This window comes from Lujinxingia sediminis (assembly GCF_004005565.1).
Lineage (GTDB): Bacteria > Myxococcota_A > Bradymonadia > Bradymonadales > Bradymonadaceae > Lujinxingia > Lujinxingia sediminis.
The window spans coordinates 62,948-82,012 of sequence record NZ_SADD01000002.1 but is presented as its reverse complement, the minus strand read 5'-3'; the positions used below and the strand labels follow the sequence as shown (position 1 = coordinate 82,012).

At 63.5% G+C, this 19,065-nt stretch carries 14 protein-coding genes; 11 read left to right on the top strand and 3 right to left on the bottom strand.

Annotated features, from left to right (window positions below):
- Nucleotides 1–276: 276 nt before the first annotated feature.
- The 4 genes from kamB to EA187_RS06155 all read left to right on the top strand — a co-directional run bounded on the left by kamB (nucleotide 277) and on the right by EA187_RS06155 (nucleotide 5,774).
- Nucleotides 277–1,329, top strand: coding sequence for a lysine 5,6-aminomutase reactivase subunit KamB (kamB, locus tag EA187_RS06170; protein ID WP_115606739.1), 1,053 nt, complete (start codon nucleotides 277–279; stop codon nucleotides 1,327–1,329).
- 76 nt (nucleotides 1,330–1,405) lie between these two features.
- Complete coding sequence (locus tag EA187_RS06165) at nucleotides 1,406–3,235, top strand: RCC1 domain-containing protein (RefSeq protein WP_127779567.1); 1,830 nt, start codon at nucleotides 1,406–1,408, stop codon at nucleotides 3,233–3,235.
- A gap of 288 nt (nucleotides 3,236–3,523) precedes the next feature.
- The gene (locus EA187_RS06160) at nucleotides 3,524–5,335 is read left to right on the top strand and encodes a hypothetical protein (RefSeq protein ID WP_127779565.1); all 1,812 of its coding nucleotides are present in this window, start codon (nucleotides 3,524–3,526) and stop codon (nucleotides 5,333–5,335) included.
- Nucleotides 5,336–5,345: 10 nt separating this feature from the next.
- Complete coding sequence (locus tag EA187_RS06155; RefSeq protein WP_127779563.1) at nucleotides 5,346–5,774, top strand: globin domain-containing protein; 429 nt, start codon at nucleotides 5,346–5,348, stop codon at nucleotides 5,772–5,774.
- Between the two features lie 194 nt (nucleotides 5,775–5,968).
- Here EA187_RS06155 and lpdA read toward each other — a convergent pair whose 3' ends face one another.
- The 3 genes from lpdA to EA187_RS06140 form a co-directional block, all read right to left on the bottom strand.
- Nucleotides 5,969–7,363: a dihydrolipoyl dehydrogenase gene (lpdA, locus tag EA187_RS06150; protein ID WP_127779561.1), complete on the bottom strand. Its 1,395-nt coding sequence runs from the start codon at nucleotides 7,361–7,363 to the stop codon at nucleotides 5,969–5,971.
- A 138-nt stretch (nucleotides 7,364–7,501) separates the two neighbouring features.
- The gene (gene odhB, locus EA187_RS06145) at nucleotides 7,502–8,734 is read right to left on the bottom strand and encodes a 2-oxoglutarate dehydrogenase complex dihydrolipoyllysine-residue succinyltransferase (RefSeq protein ID WP_127779560.1); all 1,233 of its coding nucleotides are present in this window, start codon (nucleotides 8,732–8,734) and stop codon (nucleotides 7,502–7,504) included.
- Between the two features lie 147 nt (nucleotides 8,735–8,881).
- On the bottom strand, nucleotides 8,882–11,785 hold the full coding sequence (locus tag EA187_RS06140; RefSeq protein WP_127779558.1) for a 2-oxoglutarate dehydrogenase E1 component: 2,904 nt from the start codon (nucleotides 11,783–11,785) through the stop codon (nucleotides 8,882–8,884).
- A 494-nt stretch (nucleotides 11,786–12,279) separates the two neighbouring features.
- Here EA187_RS06140 and EA187_RS06135 point away from each other — a divergent pair, with 494 nt between their 5' ends.
- The 7 genes from EA187_RS06135 to atpC all read left to right on the top strand — a co-directional run bounded on the left by EA187_RS06135 (nucleotide 12,280) and on the right by atpC (nucleotide 18,906).
- Nucleotides 12,280–12,750, top strand: coding sequence for a F0F1 ATP synthase subunit B (locus tag EA187_RS06135; RefSeq protein ID WP_115606750.1), 471 nt, complete (start codon nucleotides 12,280–12,282; stop codon nucleotides 12,748–12,750).
- Nucleotides 12,751–12,813: 63 nt separating this feature from the next.
- Nucleotides 12,814–13,428, top strand: coding sequence for a F0F1 ATP synthase subunit B (locus EA187_RS06130; RefSeq protein ID WP_164856052.1), 615 nt, complete (start codon nucleotides 12,814–12,816; stop codon nucleotides 13,426–13,428).
- Between the two features lie 65 nt (nucleotides 13,429–13,493).
- Nucleotides 13,494–14,039, top strand: a complete 546-nt coding sequence (gene atpH / locus EA187_RS06125) for an ATP synthase F1 subunit delta (protein ID WP_115606754.1) — start codon at nucleotides 13,494–13,496, stop codon at nucleotides 14,037–14,039.
- Nucleotides 14,040–14,140: 101 nt separating this feature from the next.
- A complete protein-coding gene (gene atpA, locus EA187_RS06120) occupies nucleotides 14,141–15,697 on the top strand; it encodes a F0F1 ATP synthase subunit alpha (protein ID WP_115606755.1) in 1,557 nt (518 codons plus the stop codon).
- 98 nt (nucleotides 15,698–15,795) lie between these two features.
- Complete coding sequence (atpG, locus tag EA187_RS06115; RefSeq protein ID WP_127779555.1) at nucleotides 15,796–16,671, top strand: ATP synthase F1 subunit gamma; 876 nt, start codon at nucleotides 15,796–15,798, stop codon at nucleotides 16,669–16,671.
- 56 nt (nucleotides 16,672–16,727) lie between these two features.
- Nucleotides 16,728–18,353, top strand: a complete 1,626-nt coding sequence (atpD, locus tag EA187_RS06105; RefSeq protein ID WP_241250178.1) for a F0F1 ATP synthase subunit beta — start codon at nucleotides 16,728–16,730, stop codon at nucleotides 18,351–18,353.
- A 112-nt stretch (nucleotides 18,354–18,465) separates the two neighbouring features.
- A complete protein-coding gene (gene atpC / locus EA187_RS06100; protein WP_115606759.1) occupies nucleotides 18,466–18,906 on the top strand; it encodes an ATP synthase F1 subunit epsilon in 441 nt (146 codons plus the stop codon).
- Nucleotides 18,907–19,065: the final 159 nt, after the last annotated feature.

The window sequence follows — 19,065 nt, the reverse complement described above, 5'->3', positions numbered from 1 at the left end:
GAAGAGCTGAGCGCGCTGTGAGCTGCCGTTGATGCCGTGTCTGCCGCGTTGAGATGACTGCGGGCTGTGTTGCAAAGCCGCGATGATGTGTAAAGCATCGCCGGTGGTTTTCGGCCCGCCCGTGCCTCTCTAAACGTCGCATCCATCGCCATGAACATCTGCTTGCGGCGCTGTAAGAACGGGCGTGTGTGTCGCGCCCGGTGAACCAGCGGCGGGGGTCTCCTCGCCGCTGGTTTTTTTGAGGGAACGTGGGCGTTGGCAGTTGAGGAGAGGGCGTTGGGACAGGGAGCGGATGGCGAGCGCTGGTGGGAGAGCGGACGTCTGGCGGTGGTCGGTGTGGCGAAGAACTGCGGCAAGACGACCACGCTTAACGCGCTGATCGCCCGCCAGCGGGGGCGAGCGGTGGGGCTGGTGTCGGTGGGCATCGACGGGGAGCAGTCGGATGTGTTGCTGGGTACCGAGAAGCCGGCCATTGTGGTGGGGGAGGGGCATTGGGTGGTGAGTGCGGAGCGGGCGCTCTCGCGCTCCACGGCACCGCTGGAGTATGTCCGGGCCCTGGGTGTGAGCTCGCCGCTGGGAGAGGTGATGGTGGCGCGCGCGCGCGGGGAGGGCGAGGTGGTGCTGGCGGGCTTGAGGCACCGTGGGGATGTGAGCGAGGCGCTTGATGCGCTGGAAGGTCTGGGGGCCGAGCCGGTCTTTGTGGACGGGGCCTACGGCCGGGTGGTGGGAGCCCATCCGGAGGTGGCCGGGGCCATTGTGATGTCGACCGGCGCGGTAGTGGGGCAGACGGTGCAGGAGGTGGTCCGGCGCACCTTTGATGTGGTCGACCGGCTGACGTTGCCGGTGGTGGAAGGGGGGATCTGGCGCGACGCGCTGACCTGTGCGCAGCGTGAGCAGCGCGCCTACCTGGTCGAGGAGGATGGGGAGCTTCGCGAGCTTCCGCACGCGTCGGGGCTTGTGGGGTTGAGCCAGGGGCGCAAGTTATGGCGTAAGTCGACGGCGGGGGTGGTGGTGCCGGGGCTTGTGAGCGATCGGGTGTTGGAGGAGCTGTTGGCAGTGGGAACGCAGCGCCGGCGTATGCTGGTGGTGGGCGACGGTACAGCGTTGCACCCGAGTGGCACGTTGTGGCGGCGCTTCAGGCGGAGCTGGGAGGTGCGGGTGGGGCACACCAGTCGTCTGATGGCGCTCACCTACAACCCGAGCTCCATCACCGGCGCTCAGCTCGACGCGCGGGCGCTGCGTCAGGGATTGGAGGCCCGCTGGCCGCAGGTGCCGGTCTTTAATCCGGTTGACCCCGATGAGGTTGCGCGCATCTTTCGGGAGAGCTGAGAGCAACGAAAAGGGGGGCGCGAACGCTCGCTGCTGGTGAGCATCGCGAGATTCTATCCGGCAATGAGGGGGGAGCATGCGGATCAGGCGGCGATTATGGTTGGTGCTGGTGGTGCTGTGCGTGATGGGTGCGGGATGCGGCGATGATGATCCCCCCGAAGATCGCGACGGCGGTATCGAAGACGGGGGCGGTGAGCCCGACGGGGAAGAGCCTGACACCGACGCGGACCCGGACGTGCCCGATGGCGAGGAGCCCGACAGCGATGTGCCCGATGATGGCGAGCCTCCGGGGGAGCTGAGTCTGGAGGTCGATCCGGTGGCGTCACCGATCACCTTTGAGGGCGAGGAAGCCGAGGTCACGCTGAGCTTTTCGTGCGAGCCTGCGGGCTGTGTGACGAGCTGCCAGCTTAACGAACTTGCTGCCGAGCGCTGCACATCGCCTTACGAAGTCAGGGTAGATGCTGGCGAGCATGAGGTGGTCATTCGCGGGAGCTATGATGGGGAAGAGGTTGAAGAGCGGGTGGTGTTCCGCACGGTGCAAGTGCCGGCGTTGGAGGTGAGCGCGCCGCCGGGAGGTGATGTGTACCGTGCAGATCTGGGAGATGTACGGGCCCGATGCACCGACCGGGAGGACTGCACGATCACCTGTGAAGTGTGTGCGGGGGGAAGTTGTCAGGCGTTGGAAGGTTGCGAGGATGGCGCCGCACTGGTGTTGGAGCAAGCGGAGGTGGAGCTCGTGGTGCGTGCCTGTGTAGAAGACGACGGGGAGGAGAGCTGCAATGAGAATCGACGCACCTACACTCTGGTTGATCCGGAGTGGCGTGCGCTCTCGCTGGGGGAGACTCATGGGTGCGCGATTCTGGCCGACGACACTCTGTGGTGTTGGGGCAATAATGGTGACGCGCAACTTGGTAGCCCGGAGCCGGAGCGCTCCTTGAGACCTTTGCAGGTTGAGGGGAGTTGGGCGCAGGTGAGCGCGGGGACGGCGCATACCTGTGGGATTCGCACCGAAGGCACCCTGTGGTGTTGGGGGCAGCAGCAGTACGGGCGGCTGGGAAATGGGCAGGTGGGCAACGACACGCTCGCTGATCCTGTCCAGGTGGGGGAGCTCGATGATTGGGATGAGGTGAGCGCAGGGGACTCGTTGACATGTGCGCGTCGCGACACCGAGGCCTACTGCTGGGGGTACAATCCGGCGGGGCGTCTGGGCGTGGGGAGCACGGCGGGCAACGTGCCCGCGCCTGCGCTTGTGTCCGGGGAGCGCGCGTGGCAGCAGATCAGTGCCGGGGCCGAGCATATCTGCGGGCTCACCGAGGGCGGCGAAGCGTCTTGCTGGGGACGAGGAGGCGATGGCCGGTTGGGCTATGGCGGCACCGAGAACCTGAGTGAACCCACAGCAGTTGGAGAGGTAGACGACGCCACGATGGTGCGTCTGGCGGCCGGGTTTCAGCATACCTGCGCCGATATGGCGACCTCGAGGGGCGCGCGAGTCTTTTGCTGGGGCCCCGCCTCGACCGGAAGGCTGGGGACCGGCGACGATTCGACCACCCTGATTCTTGAGCCCAAAGAAGTGGGTACCGATGTGGAACTCAGTGGTGTGAGCAGTGGCAATATCCACAGCTGCGCGATCGCCCCCGATGACGTTGCCTGGTGCTGGGGCTACAACAATCACGGTCAGATCGGCGTGGAGCAGACCGGCAATGAGCTTGTACCGGTGGAGGTCGATACCACCGAAACGTTTGCGCAGATTGAGGCGGGCAAGATCCACACCTGCGGAATCACCACCGCCGGCGCCCTTTTGTGCTGGGGAGAAAACGGCGACAGTGAGCTCGGTCGGGAGATTGAAGGCACCGAGACCTCTGAGCCCGGGCCGGTTAGCTGGCCTTACGGGCTGGAGGCGCTCTGAGAGATGCAAGGGCGTCGGCGGTCCTTGTTCTGCCGCCGGCGCGCTGTTTCCACGCGCGTCGACGTATCGCGTCGCGCCGGAGATCAGCTCGGTATGCGCGTTCGTGTTCGTCTTTGAGCTGCCGTCTCATTCGATTGGCCGGGGAGCCAGGGATGAAAGAGAAGATCGCGTTCTGCACTTCATTTCTTGTAACGCCGGGCCTAAGATACTGGCGACAACCCCCCGAAGAAAGATGTCGACGACGTGGTACTGAGTGCGACTCAGCACGCGGTGAGTTCAGGAGCAGGTGTGAGAGAGGTCGCAACGATCCAGGGAGACGATAAGGATCTTAAGGCGGCCCGCCAGCGCGTTCGCCGCGTCGTGGTGGACGTGCTGGAGAGCTACCTGCCGGCGTTTATCGGTGCGCTGGCGGAGTCGGGACTCGGTAGCGAAGGGCAGGCTGCTCGCGTGGAGCGTCTTGTGCTCGCCATCCATGGGGTGGAGCTCGTAAGCGAGCTTCAGGAGCGAGGTCGGCCCACACTGACCACGTATGATGCCGGGGGCGGTGGCGCGCTGAAGATCAACGCAACGCTGCTCATGGAGATCGAACCGGTGGCTCTGGTCGATGCCTTCGCACCCGCTCTGGCGCAGATCCTGGGACTTTCACCCACGCTGGTCTCATTGATTCTCAAGCTGCGCGACGACCAGCAGGTTCGCAACCTCGCCGGTCAGGCGGCCCGACACGCCGCGGCGAAGCCGGTGGCCGCCACGAAGATCCCGGCGCTGGTGCGCTGGAGGTTGGAGCGCTTTGAGGCGCGCCATGCCGGACTGATTGCCGGGCTAAGCGGGGCGGCCCTGGCTTTTGATGTCAGAGGTCGAGAAGCGCTGATGCGTGCGCTGGCGAGCGAGCCCCGATGGCCGGAATGGTTTGACGTCTGCGAGGTACCCTACCTCCAGAGTGCGGTGGCGGCAGCGGGAAGCGCGCTGCAACGGACGCCCTGGGCGCGCCATGCCGGGGCGCTCACCGAGCTTTTGTGGGAGTGCGGCGGGGTTTCTCCACGATCGGCGCTGCGACAGGCCGCCCGCACGCTGCGCTCGATTCCGGCCGTTGATCAGGGAAGCGCGTTGCGCCTGGTGGCCGAGGTGCTCGCCGAGGGGGCCACGCCCCAGGGCGGTGAACTCGATGCCTGGCCAACGTTTGCGGAGCTTGCGCAGGCCTGGCGCGATCTTCTCGCGCAAGAGGCCCGCCACCTTGGGAGCTGGCGAGCGGCCCACGACACCAGCCTGGAACTCGATGTCTTCGAGTCACCTTCTGTGGCCACCGGCCTGAGCGAACCCGCAAGCCTCCCCTGGACCACACCCCTTCTTTGCTGGTCGACGCGGGAGCGTGACGCGCTGGGCGATCTTCTACGCGGGATGGAGCGCGCCCTGCAGGGAGCTGCCGCGCCGGTGCGCGCCGGCTTGCTTGGTGCGCGCGCCTTTGAGGCGCGGGCACCACTGGCACGGGGCGAACATCAGAGCTGGCGCGTGGGTGTGCCACGCCGGGTGCCTGCGGCCACCGCCGAGATGCAAGAAGCGATCGATGCGGCGTTCGCGGCGACACGTGCCTCGATGAACGCGCGCTTTGCCAGCCTGAGCGACGCCGAAAAGCAGCGCGCGCTCAGCCTTGCTCTGGGCGGCTACAGCGGCTTTCTTCCTCGCGCACGTGCGATCTGGGAGCGGCGTCTGGCACCGGTGCGTGCCCGGAAATCAGCAGCAGCCTTCGATGGTTTGATCACCGAGCTCGCCCGCTCACTGGGACTTCCGCTACTTGTGGACGTTTTTGAGAGTCCGGCGCCCAACGCCCCGCTGGGCGCAATGCCCGTCTTCTGTGTGCCGGCGATCTGGTCGGAGCAGGCCGACTTTGCGCCGGTCTGGATTCCGATCGAGGTGATCGGCGAATCCCTGGCCAGCGCCCCCCTGCGCCTGCGCCTGGTAACCCTGGCCCAGGGCGCGTTGCGCTGGGCCGGTGACCATACGGTCCAGCCTGGGGAGCTGCGTCAGATTCCGGCCGAGCGCCTGCTGGGATCGATCTATGAAGGGGCGTTGATGATGACTGTGCACCGCCGCGAGATCGGCTAAGAGGTCGGGTATGGCAACGAAGAGCGCAACGTGGGATGTGATCGAGGAGGTCGGCGGACGAGCGCGCATGGAGACGTTGATGCGCACCTTCTACGACCGCCTCTTTGACGATCTGATGATCGGCTTCTTTTTTGCGACCAGCGATAAAGAGGCGCTCATCGCCTCGCAGATCGCGTATGTGCATGCGCATATCGGCAGCCGGAAGGGCAGCTACCAGGGCCCGCCGATTCGCCAGGCTCACCAGAAGATGCCGATCCTCGTGGGGCATTTTGATCGCCGCCACCAGATTCTCATCGACGTGTTGGAGATCTTCGAGGTGCCCGGCCATGTGCGCGAAGCCTGGCTGGGGTTGGATCGGGCGATGCGCGATCTTGTGATTCGCCAGGGGGACCAGGCGCGCCAGGACATGGGCTATGAGGTGTTTCGGCCCCGAGAGTGAAGACGGTAGGCAGGATGGTCGGAAGGAAGCGCTTCGGGCCACTGCGCTTCAGCAGATCGACGGAGGCATCAAAAAGCCCGCGTCCCGTAGAGGGATGCGGGCTTTTTGTTTTCGAGGCGATCACATCTCTGGGAGCGTTGCAAAGGTCTGCACGCTCGCCAGCGGTGGGGCGTAAGAGCGCCCCACGGGCCGGCTCAGAGGTTGAGCGTGCGGCCGTCCACGTCGAGCGCAGCTTCTTTGATCACTTCGGCGAGGGTGGGGTGGGCGTGGGTCGAGCGCGCGATGTCTTCGGCGCTGGAGCCAAACTCCACGGCCACCGCCAGCTCAGCGATCAGGTCGCCGGCACGCGGGCCGATGATATGCGCGCCAAGGATGCGGTCGGTCTCGGCATCGGCCAGGATCTTCACAAACCCTTCGGTATCATTGAGAGCACGGGCGCGGCCGTTGGCCTTAAAGGGGAACTTGCCAGCCTTGAACTTGATGCCGGCCTCTTTGAGCTGCTGCTCGGTCTTGCCCACCGAGGCGATCTCGGGGTGGGTGTAGACCACGTCGGGGATGGCGTCGTAGTTGACGTGTCCGGCGATGCCCTTGATGCGCTCGACACAGGTCACGCCTTCGTGCTCGGCGAGGTGGGCGAGCATCGGGCCGGGGATGACGTCACCGATGGCGTAGACGCCTTTAACGGAAGTCTCGTAGTGCGCGTTGACTTCAATGAAGCCGCGCTTGGTGGTCTCCAGGCCGATGTTCTCCAGGCCCAGGCCTTCGGTGTAAGGCTTGCGCCCCACGCCCACCAGCAGACGGTCGCACTCGATGGTTTTGGTCTCACCTTTTTGCTCGAAGGTGGTGATGACTTTGCCGTCTTTGACCTCGGCACCGGTCACAGCGGCGCCCAGCTCAAAGTCGATGCCCTGCTTCTTGAAGACGCGCTGCGCCAGGCGCGCGACGTCTTTATCGGCACGACCACCAAAGATCTCATCGAGGTATTCGATGACGGTGACCTTCGCGCCGAGGCGACGCCACACCGAGCCGAGCTCCAGGCCGATGACACCGGCGCCGATGATCACGAGGTGTCCCGGGACCTCCTGGAAGTCCAGCGCGCCGGTGGAGTCGACGATGTACTCCTTGTCGATGTCCACGCCGGGCAGCGTGATGGGCTTGGAGCCGGTGGCGATCAGGATGCGTTCGGTCTCCAGCGTTTCCACCGAGCCGTCGTCCTTCTTCACCTCGACCTTTTTGGTATCCACGATGGTGCCGTGGCCCTGGAAGGTGGCGATGTTGTTCTTCTGGAAGAGGCCAGCTACGCCGCCGGTGAGGCTGGCGACGACCTCGTCTTTGCGGGTGAGCATCTTCTTGAGGTCGAAGCTCACCTCGCCGACGGTGATACCGTGGTCGGCGAAGTGGTCTTTGGCTTCCTCATAACGCTCACTCGATTCGAGCAGCGCCTTTGATGGGATGCAGCCCACGTTGAGGCAGGTGCCGCCGAAGGTGGCATAGCGTTCGACGACGGCGACTTTCATGTCGAGCTGGGCGGCGCGGATGGCGGCGATGTAGCCGCCGGGGCCGGAACCGATCACAACGAGATCATACATAGGAGAGCCTTTGTTCAGGGCGTTGAGGCCATCTGGCGAGCACGAAAGGCCGAGGCGACCGGGCCTTATATGGGCGAAGAGGCCGGGGCGCGGGCCCCGACCTCTCACGGTCGCGCTGGGAGCGCTGCTCGCCAGGGATCAGACTTCGAGCAGGATGCGCTCGGGGTTTTCCAGGCATTCTTTGATACGGACCAGGAAGCTGACCGCCTCGCGACCATCGATGATGCGGTGGTCGTAGGAGAGGGCCAGGTACATGATCGGGCGGATCTCGACCTTACCGTTGATGGCGACCGGGCGCTCCACGATGTTGTGCATGCCCAGAATACCCGACTGCGGCGGGTTGAGGATGGGCGTGGAGAGCATCGAGCCGTAGATGCCACCGTTGGAGATGGTAAACGTGCCGCCCTGAAGCTCAGGCAGCGTCAACTTGTTGTTGACGGCCTTGTCGACGAGCTTGCCCAACTCCTGCTCGGTCTGAGCGAAGCTGTACTGGTCGGCGTTCTTGAGCACCGGCACCACCAGCCCACGGCCACCGCCGACGGCCACGCCGATGTTGTAGTAGTTCTTGTAGACGATGTCGTCGCCGTCGATCTCGGCGTTGACCGAGGGGAACGCCTTGAGCGCTTCGATCGAGGCTTTGATGAAGAAGGACATGAAGCCCAGCTTGAAGCCGTACTTCTTAACGAAGCGATCCTGGTACTGCTTGCGCAGGGCCATGATCTCGGTCATGTCAACTTCGTTGAAGGTGGTGAGCATCGCGGCGTTATGCTGGGCTTCGACCAGACGACGGGCCACGGTCTGGCGCAGCTTGCTCATGGTCACGCGCTCTTCGAGCGCGCCCTGATCAACGGCGGGGCGCGAAGCTTCAACGGCCTTCTGGGCGGCCGCTTTCTTGGCGGGCTTGCCGCCCTCTTTGATGTGCGCGAGCACATCGCCCTTGGTGACGCGTCCGCCGGGGCCGGTGCCTTTGATGTCGGCAAGCTCCAGGCTGTTTTCTTCGACGAGGCGGCGTACCGCCGGGCCGACCTTGTCGTGGTCAGTGTCGTCACCTTCCTCGGCGGCAGCAGCGGCTTTGGGGGCCACGTCAGCCGAGGCCTCGGCTTTCGCATCGCCGGCGTCTCCACCTTTGGACTCACCGGGCTCGATGTCGGCGATGACATCGCCCGGGTTAACGGAGTCGTCGATGGCAAAACGCAGCTTTTTAATGGTGCCTGCGACCGGCGCGGGAACTTCGACGGTGATCTTGTCGGTCTCCAGCTCGGCGATGATTTCGTCTTCCTCGACGAAATCACCTTCTTTTTTCAGCCATTCAGCGATGATCGCCTCGGTGACAGACTCACCAAGGGTGGGGACCTCTACGGGTACGCTCATGTAAGGCCTCGTAGGCGTGCAACGTAAGTACTAGAATACAGGGGCTCAACATCACAACATGGACTGGCGAAGCTCAGCCTCGCCGCGCCCAAGGGGTTACCAGACCTGGGCGCTGAAACACAAGCCCGCAGGGGGCTTGCCTGGGGCTTAATCGAGGGTCTCGGCGAAGGCTTTGGTGACCAGCGCGCGCTGCTCCAGCTCGTGGCTCTCGTAGGCCCCGGTGGCCGGGCTGGCGCTGGCCACGCGGCCGACGTAGGCCGGGAGCGGATCGGCACCGAAGAGCTCAATAAGACGCGGGAAGATGTAGTGCCAGGAGCCCATGTTCTTGGGTTCTTCCTGGACCCACACGACTTCACGAGAGTTCTTAAAGGGGGCGACCGCTTCCTGAAGAAGTTTGCCTTCGAGCGGGTAGAGCTGCTCGACGCGCACAATGGCCACATCGTCGATGCCCTGCTCGGCGGCGTAGTCGCACAGGTCGTAGTAGACCTTGCCCGAGCAGAGCAGCACGCGGCGGACCTTCTCGGTGTTCACCGATTCGCGCGTGTCTTTGAGGATGGGCTGGAAGCCGACCGTGGTGAAGTCTTCCATGGGGCTGACCGCGTCTTTGTGGCGCAGCAGGCTCTTGGGGCTCATCACGATCAGCGGCTTGCGGGCGGTGTGCAGGACCTGGCGACGCAGCGCGTGGAAGTACTGCGCCGGTGTGGTCATGTTGCAGACGTACATGTTGTCGCCGGCGCAGAGCTGCAGGAAGCGCTCAAGGCGCGCCGACGAGTGCTCCGGGCCCTGCCCCTCGTAGCCGTGGGGCAGGAGAAGGGTGAGCGCGCTGAGGCGCTTCCACTTGTCTTCGCCGGAGTTGATGAACTGGTCGATGATCACCTGGGCACCGTTGACGAAGTCGCCGAACTGCGCCTCCCAGAGCACGAGCGCATCGGGGGAGTCGAGGCTAAAGCCGTACTCAAAACCCAGGACTGCGTTCTCGGAGAGGGTGGAGTTGTAGATCTCAATGGAGGCCTGGTCTTCGCTCAGGTTTCGAAGCGGCCAGTAGCCTTCGCCGGTCTCGGTGTCGAAGAGGGCGGCGTGGCGGTGGCTAAAGGTGCCGCGGATGCAGTCCTGACCGGTCATGCGGATGCGCGTGCCGTTGATCAGCAGTGAGGCGAAGGCCAGAGCCTCCCCGGTGCCCCAATCGGCCGGAGCCTCGCCGGAGGCGACCTGCTCGCGTCCCTTGAGGAAGCGGCGCAGGGTGCGGTGCACGTTGTGGCTCTCAGGGACCTCGGTGAGCTTGCGCGCGAGCTCCTTGAAGAGATTCTCGTCGATGGGGGCGTCGTTGCCCGCGCCGGCTTGAAGCTCGCCGCCGTGATAGGGCGTCCACAGTCCGTCGAGGCTGCTGATGAACTTGGGCTGGGGCTGTTCGCGCACCTCTTTGAAGACTTCGCCGTAGTAGTCCATGCGCTCGTTCCAGACTGCCTCGGTCTCGTCGGCGCTCATGATCTGGCGCTTGATGAGGCTGTCGACGTACTTCTCGCGGACCGGCTTGGAGCCGTCGATGGCGCCGTACATCATCGGCTGGGTGAAACGCGGCTCGTCGCCCTCGTTGTGGCCGTAGCGGCGGTAGCAGACCAGGTCGATGATGACGTCTTCGCCAAAGCGCTGGCGGTACTGCATGGCAACCTTCATCACGCGCACGCAGGCTTCGGGGTCGTCACCATTGACATGGAAGATGGGGACTTCGAGCATCTTCGCCACGTCGGTGGCATAGGTCGTCGAGCGGCTGTCTTCGGGGTTGGTGGTGAACCCGATCTGGTTGTTGATCACCACGTGGATGGTGCCGCCGACGTTGTAGCCCTTGACCCGTGCCAGGTTGAGCGATTCGGTGACGATGCCCTGCCCGCTGAAGGCGGCGTCGCCGTGGAGTTGCAGGGGAAGGAGCTTCTGACGGGCGGCCTCGGTACCGAGACGATCCTGTTTGGCGCGCACGCGCCCCAGGACCACCGGGTTCACAAACTCCAGGTGGCTGGGGTTGAAGCAGAGCGAGAGGTGAACGGTCTTGCCGTTGCGCGTGGGGTGATCGCTGGAGAACCCCATATGGTATTTGACGTCGCTGCTGCCGACGTACTCCTCCGGGGTTTGAACTTTCTCAAACTCCGAGAACATCGCCTTAGCCGGCTTGTTCATGATGTTGTGGAGCACGTTAAGGCGACCGCGGTGGGCCATGCCCACGACGACCTCTTCGACGCCGGCGTCAGCGGCCTCTTCGAGCATGAAGTCGAGCATGGGGATCAGCGACTCCCCGCCGGTCAGCGAGAAGCGCTTGGCCCCGACGTACTTCCGGTGAAGGAAGGTCTCGAAGGCATCGGCGTCGACGAGCTTTTTGAGGATGTGCGGGCCATCTGCGGCGACATCGAGCGAGGCGTAGTCGTTTCGCTCGATGCGATCACGCAGCCAGGTGCGCGACTGGCTGCCCGGCATGTTCTGGTATTCGACGGCGATATGGCCGCAATAAAGATCGCGCAGACGCTGGAGAAGATCGCCCAGGGTCACCTCGCGCGAGCCGAAGAGGGGCTCGTAGTTGACCTTCGCCTTAAGATCGCCCGCGGAGAAGCCATAGAGCGAGGGCTCAAGCTCCGGGGGGGAGGGGCGGCGCGGACGCTCAAGAGGATCGATCGTGGCGATCAGGTGACCGTGGAGGCGGAACGCACGTACGATCGCCTCGACGCGGGCGGCAAACCCTTCGGTACGCCCGGGGGCCTTCACCGTGATCCCCTCCGCCTTATCCACCCAGACGGCCTCGCCGCCGATCTCCTGCGAGGGCAGGCGGGCGGGCTCGAAGATCGAGCGGGGCTTGAAGTGAGGGGCGCTGCCGTTTGGCAGGGCATCACCGCCGAAGTACTCCTGGAAGATCGGCTCCCAGCTTGAATCGATCGCGGAAGGATCGTCGAGGTACTGGCGGTAGAGATCCTCGATGAACGCGAGGTTCTCCCCGGTAAACTGGCTTTCGGCGGCGGTGGGCCGGGGCGAGTTGGATGCTTGCTCGTTCGAGTCTTTCACGGTCATCAACTTCTGAAGGACAAAGGATGCAAGGCGAGCGACCTGGTCGTGTCCCATAACGACCGGGGCGCGAAGCTATTTCTCAGAGCGTAAGAAGAGGTTGCGAGCAGGGCTCCCCAGGCGGGAGCGAGCCGGGTAAAGGGCACGCCGGGCCTGGCGCACGTGCGGCGAGATCGGTGAGGTGCGTCGGGTGCGTCGCACAAGATAGCCGGGAGCCATAGAGAGAAGAGGTGCGCACATCAAGGATCGGGTGCAGGTACCGGGTTTAAAAAAAGCGCCCCGGGGGCGCCTGATCCTTACAATAGCGATGGGGACATCGTGGTCAAGAAAGATCGCGGCAGAATTGGGGCCAGCGCGCTTGCCCGGCCCTCGGGAGATGGCTTCCTTGACACCTTTGAAAACACCGTGTTAAAGCCGCGACGGTTTTCCCGCAAAACGGCCAAGAGGGCCAGAAATAAGGCGGGAAGCGCAATTTCCCGCTGACTTTTAAAGGCGCCACGATGATCGATGTAATGACCGCTTCAAGTCCGCTGCTCGTCGCAGCGGTTGCGATCGACATAGACGGCACGCTCTTCGTTCAGATGGGCGCGTTCTTGCTCGTCTTTGTGATCCTGAACTTTGTTCTGATCAAGCCCTACCTCAAGACCCTGGAGGCGCGCCAAGAGAGCGTGCAAGGCTCCTCGGAAGAGGCCGGTGAGATGGACGCACAGACCGCGGTGCTGACGGCTTCGTACGATGAGAAGCTGAGTCAGGCGCGCCGCGAAGCTCAGGATGTGCGTGAGTCTCTGCGCAATCAGGGCCTTGCCGAGCAGGACGATATCCTCGAAGAGGTGCGTGAGGAACTCGGTGGCAAGCTGGCCGAGGAACGCAAGGTGATCGAGGAGCGCGTGGTTGCGGCCCGCGCCGAGATCGACGAGCGTGCCCGCGCGCTGGCTGAGGCGATGGTTCAGAAGGTGCTCCCGCAGGGATAAGCCGTTGAGCGCGCGCCTTCCATGAGGGCTGCGCGCCCATTTTTAGTTAGTCAGGACAAGAACATGACTTCGAAACTTCTTCGCGTGGCGGGCTCCCGACGGGCGATCTTTGTGCAGGTGCTGGTGCTGCTGGTGTGTGTGAGCGCTCCGGCGTTTGCGGCGTCTGCGGGCGATGGGCACGGTTTCCCCTGGGCGGCCTGGGCCACGGGCATCTTCAACCTGGCGGTGTTCCTGGGAATCATCGTCAAGTTCGGTGGGCCGGCGATCCGCGATTTCTTCGCCAACCGACGGGAGACTTTCCTGGCGGATATGAACGCCGCGAAGCTGGCCCGCGAGCAGGCCGAGGCGCGTCTGGCAGAGCTCAATGCGAAACTTGAGGCGTTGGAGCGCGACCGTCAGTCGATGCTCGATGAGTATCACGCGCAGGGCGAACGCGAGAAACAGCGCCTGATCGACGCCGCCAAGAAGGGCGTTGAGAAAATGCGGGCCGATGCCGAGCTGACCATCCAGCAGGAGGTCAAGCGTGCGGTCGCCATGCTCGAGGAGCAGGCGGTCAACACGGCGCTGGAGATGGCACAGCGTGTCGCACGTGATCGGGTGGATGCCGGCGTGCAGAACAAGCTCGTCGAGAGCTATGTCGCCGAGCTGGGTAACGCGTCTTCGGCGGCCAAGAACTGAATGGATTTCAAGCGCCCAAAGCCCCTTAAGGCTGAGGTCTGAACAGGCGCTTATCAGGAGTAGATATGGCAAAGGTACCGGTAGCCCGACGATACGCCAGCGCGCTGCTCGAGCTTGCGAGTGAGCAGAAGAAGCTCGAGCCCATTCATGGTTCGCTGAGCTGGTTGAGTGCGGCCTTTGATCAGAGCGAGACGCTGCGTCAGGCGCTGCTCAACCCCGGCGTTAAGCTCAACGAGCGTCGCGCGGTGATCGAGGCGCTGGCCAGCAAAGAGGGCTGGGACCAGCTCTTTAAGAACTTTGTGATGCTGCTCCTCGACCGCGATCGGCTGCGCTATGTGCGCGAGATCGCCGAGGATTTCAGCGTCGGCGTCGATGAGAAGGCCGGCCGGGTTCGTGCACGGGTGAGCAGCGCCAGCGCGCTCAACGATGCGCAGCTGGCCGAGGTCAAGGCGGCCCTGGCGAAGATGACGGGTAAAGAGGTGCTGGTGGAGACGTCGGTGGACGAGGCTCTCATCGGCGGGGTCGTCGCACGGGTCGGCGGCTCGATCTACGACGGTTCGGTGCGCACTCAGCTCAAGCGGATGCGCGAAGCGATTCTCAAAGAAGTCTAATTACGGATCACCGAGGGCGCCGTTGCCCCGGCCCGAGCTTGCGAGATGCGAGTCGGCCTCCCGGGATATGAGTGACCCCCGAGCTCAAGGGTAAGTGCAAGATGGACATTAACATCGCAGAGATCAGCTCCATCATCAAAAAGCAGATCGAGAACTACGACTCGCGCATGGAGACCAGCGAGACGGGTACGGTTATCTCGATCGGTGATGGTATCGCGCGCGTTTACGGTCTGGAGTCGGCGATGGCCGGCGAGCTTCTGGAGTTCCCGGGCGACGTCTACGGGATGGTGCTCAACCTGGAAGAAGACAACGTCGGTGTTGCGCTTCTGGGGAGCGACCGCGGCATTGTTGAGGGCGACGAGGTCAAGCTGACCGGTCGCATCGTCGACGTGCCGGTGGGCCCCGCGCTGGAAGGCCGCGTGGTCAACGCGCTGGGGATGCCGATCGACGGCAAGGGCCCGATTGAGAGCGCGACCCGCTCGCGTATTGAGGTCAAGGCCCCGGGCATTATCCCGCGTCAGAGCGTCGGCGAGCCGATGCAGACCGGGCTTAAGGCCATCGACTCGATGGTGCCGATTGGTCGTGGTCAGCGTGAGCTGATCATTGGTGACCGCCAGACCGGTAAGACCGCGGTGGCCATCGATACGATCATCAACCAGAAGGACACCGGCGTAAAATGCATCTACGTCGCCATCGGTCAGAAGGAATCGACCGTTGCGCAGACCGTCGAGAAGCTCAAGCGTTTCGGTGCGATGGAGTACACCACGGTGGTCTCGGCGACCGCCTCGCAGGCCGCGCCGCTGCAGTACCTCGCGCCCTACTCCGGTGTGGCGATGGGCGAGTACTACCGCGACAACGGTCAGCACGCGCTGATCGTGTACGATGACCTCTCCAAGCAGGCCGTCGCCTACCGCGAGCTCTCGCTGCTTCTTCGTCGTCCGCCGGGACGTGAAGCCTACCCCGGGGACGTCTTCTACATTCACAGCCGTCTGCTTGAGCGCGCCGCCAAGATGAGCGACGCCGAGGGGGGTGGTAGCCTCACCGCGCTGCCGATCATTGAGACCCAGGCCGGCGACGTCTCCGCGTACATTCCGACCAACGTCATCTCGATTACCGACGGTCAGATCTTCCTGGAGACCGACCTCTTCAACGCGGGTGTTCGCCCGGCGATTAACGTCGGTATCTCGGTGAGCCGCGTCGGTGGTGCCGCGCAGATCTCGGCGATGAAGAACGTCGCCGGTACGCTTCGCGTGGACCTGGCGCAGTACCGCGAGCTGGAGGCGTTCAGCCAGTTTGCCTCCGACCTCGATAAGACGACTCAGGCGCAGCTGGCCAAGGGTGCGCGACTGGTGGAGCTGCTCAAGCAGACCCAGTACACCCCGCTGGATGCTGCCAAGCAGGTCATGATCATCTTCGCCGCCAACGCCGGCCTGCTCACCGCGCTGGCGGTCAGCGACCTCAAAGCGTACGAAGAGGGCCTTTACAGCTTTGCGGAGAGCAAAGATCCGAAGGTCTGGGACGCCATCAAGGGCGACAAGAAGTTCGGCAAGAAAGCGGGCACCGACTCGCAGAGCGAGGTCACGGCGAAGGTGCTGGCGATTCTCGAAGAGTACACCGAGAACTTCAAAGCGCAGCGTGAGGCGGCGGCCGCCGAGTAATCTCTCAAGCGGCGAAGATTGAAGTTTAAAGGGCCGCCCGGCCGCGCACAGAAGCGCCGGAGCGGGCGGCTCTCTCCACCACCAAAGAAGACGTCGACATGCCAAATCTCAAGGACATCCGCAAGCGGATCGGGTCGGTCAAGAACACCCAGAAGATCACGCGGGCGATGAAGATGGTCGCCGCCGCCAAGCTGCGCCGTGCGCAGGAGCGTATGGAGGCCTCCCGCCCCTATGCGGTTAAGATGGGGGAGGTGATCGATAGCCTGGCCTCGCGCGTGGATCCGGAGTCGCACCCCCTGCTCGCCAGGCGCGAGCTGCGGGAGAAGGCGCTGGTGATCGTGGTCAGCAGTAACCGCGGGTTGTGCGGTGGCTTTAACACCAACCTCTTTCGTCGTGTCGACCGCTTCCTCAAAGAGCTGGTCACCGCTGGCGAGAAGGTCGATGTGGTGACCGTGGGTCGCAAGGCGGCGAGTCATTTCGGGCGCAGCGGCTACCCGGTAATGCGCAGCTACGACGATGTGATTGGGGCGATCGACTATGCCCAGGCCAAGCGCATCGCGCAGGAGGCGATGAACGAGTACCTCCAGGGCGACTACGAGGCGGTCTACATCTGCTATAACCGCTTTGTCTCGGCGATTGCGGTCGAGCAGACGGTGCATCCGCTGCTCCCCTTCGCGACCAACGACGAGCAGGCCGAGGAGGTTCAGGCCAGCGCCGATTATATCTATGAGCCTGACGTCGACACGCTTCTCGGGCGTCTACTTCCCGGGCATATCGAGGTGCAGGTGCTTCAGGCGCTGCTGGAGAGTGAGGCCAGCGAGCAGGCCTCGCGAATGACGGCGATGGATAATGCTACCAACAACGCCACCGATATGATCGCGTCGTTGACGCTGCAGTACAACCGCGCGCGTCAGGCCTACATCACCAAAGAGATCGTCGAGATCGTCAGCGGTTCCGAATCGCTCAACAGCTAAAACAGGTCGTCAAGGCCTTACCCTTTTTAAGCAATCCGAATTTCAGGAGTTTCGATATGGCGGCAGAACCGGTGAACACAGAAGCGGGCCAGCAGGCCACAAAACTTGGGTCCATCAAGCAGGTCCTTGGTCCGGTTGTGGACGTGGCCTTCGCCACCAACGCGGTGCCCGATCTGTTGTCGGCACTGCTGGTGACCAACCCGGGCCTCTCCGATGAGGCGGACAACCTGGTGCTGGAAGTTGCGCTGCACCTGGGTGAGGGCGTGGTGCGTACCATCGCGATGAGCTCGACCGACGGTCTGGTGCGCGGGATGAAGGTCAAGAACACCGGCGCGCCCATCAACGTGCCGGTCGGCCGTGAGGTGCTCGGTCGTATCCTCAACGTGGCCGGTAAGCCCGTCGACGACATCAGCGTGCTGCGTCTGAACGACGGCAAAGTCGTTCGCGGGATCATCTCCGAGGAAGGCGATACCTCGTACACGGTGAAGGTGCGTGACCTTAAGCACGTGCATGACATCACGGACGTGACCGTCTCCAAGAGCAACGTCAAAGAGATCGTGGCGCTGGAGGCGACTCAGACGCTTCCGATTCACCGCCCGGCTCCGAAGTTCGAGGAGCAGTCGACGGCCAGCGAGATGTTTGAGACGGGCATTAAGGTCGTTGACCTGCTCGCTCCCTACTCCCGCGGTGGTAAGGTCGGTCTCTTCGGCGGTGCCGGCGTTGGTAAGACGGTTCTGATTCAGGAACTGATCAACAACGTGGCGCTTGCCCACGGTGGTTTCTCGGTCTTCGGCGGCGTCGGTGAGCGTACCCGTGAAGGGAACGACCTCTACTTCGAGATGATGGAGTCGGGGATCATGGGCGCCAACGGCACCTGGGAGGAGTCCAAGGTTGCGCTGGTGTTCGGTCAGATGAACGAGCCCCCCGGAGCGCGTGCTCGCGTGGCGCTCTCCGCGCTGACCATCGCCGAGTACTTCCGCGACAGTGAAGGGCAGGACGTGCTGCTCTTCATCGACAACATCTTCCGCTTCACCCAGGCCGGCTCGGAGGTTTCCGCGCTTCTGGGTCGTATTCCGTCTGCGGTCGGTTACCAGCCGACGCTGGCCACGGAGATGGGTGCGTTGCAGGAGCGTATTACCTCGACGACCAAGGGCTCGATTACCTCGGTTCAGGCCGTCTACGTTCCCGCCGATGACCTTACGGACCCGGCTCCTGCGACCGCGTTTGCTCACCTTGATGCGACCACGGTTCTTTCGCGTCAGCTGGCCTCGCTGGGTATTTACCCGGCGGTTGACCCGCTTGACTCCTCGAGCCAGATCCTCACCCCGGAGATCGTGGGCGAGGAGCACTACCAGGTCGCTCGTGACGTGCAGTCGGTGCTTCAGCGCTACAAAGAGCTTCAGGACATCATCGCCATTCTCGGCATGGACGAGCTGGCCGAGGAAGATAAGCTGGTCGTGGCGCGCGCCCGTAAGATCCAGCGCTTCCTCTCGCAGCCCTTCCACGTCGCCGAACAGTTCACCGGCATGAAGGGCAAGTACGTTAAGCTCGAAGACACCATCGCCGGGTTCAAGGCGCTTGTGAACGGTGAGGTCGATGACCTTCCCGAGCAGGCCTTCTACCTGGTGGGTACGCTTGACGATGCCCGCGAGGCAGCTGAGCGTCTGGCTGCGGAAGTGTAATCGCGTTTTTGCCGGGCCCCGAAGGGGGCCCGGCGTCGAGTTTGGCACGATGAGGGCCACCCGCACCTGATGTGGGGACGGCCCTCATCGTGCAGTTTAAAGGGACGAAGAGATGGCCGATACGCTGCATTTGGAAGTTGTGACCCCCGAGAAGGCGGTCTTCAGCGAGCCTGTCAATGACGTGGTTCTGCCGGGTCTGCTGGGGCAGATGAACATTCTGCCGGGCCACCTCCCCATCCTCTCGGTGCTGGGTGTGGGCGAGATGATCGTGACCCAGGAAGGCAAGACGCGTCATTTCCTGGTGGAGCAGGGCTATGTTGAGGTGTTCAACGATCGTGTCACCGTGCTCACCGAAGGGTGCAGTGGTGTCAGTGACATCGACATTGAGCGTGCTCGCCGCGACCTGGAACGCTACGAAACGAAGATGGTCGAGCTGGAGGAGCGCTCCAAGAATGAGATGGTGCCCGAGGATATCTTCGAGCAGCACCGCCTGGCGCTCAAGCGTGAGCGCATGAAGATTGCCTTTGCTAAGGAAGGCAAAATCACCGAATAACCTGTGCCGAGCGCATCAGGACGAAGCCAGCGGTGTCGTTTCGTCGTCGCGGTGGCGCTGCCACAGCTTCCTCCTTGCTCCTTGCTGGACTTCGCCCTGAGTGCGCTCGGGTTGGGTGCCGAGCGCATCAGGACGAAGCCAGCGGTGTCGCTTCGTCGT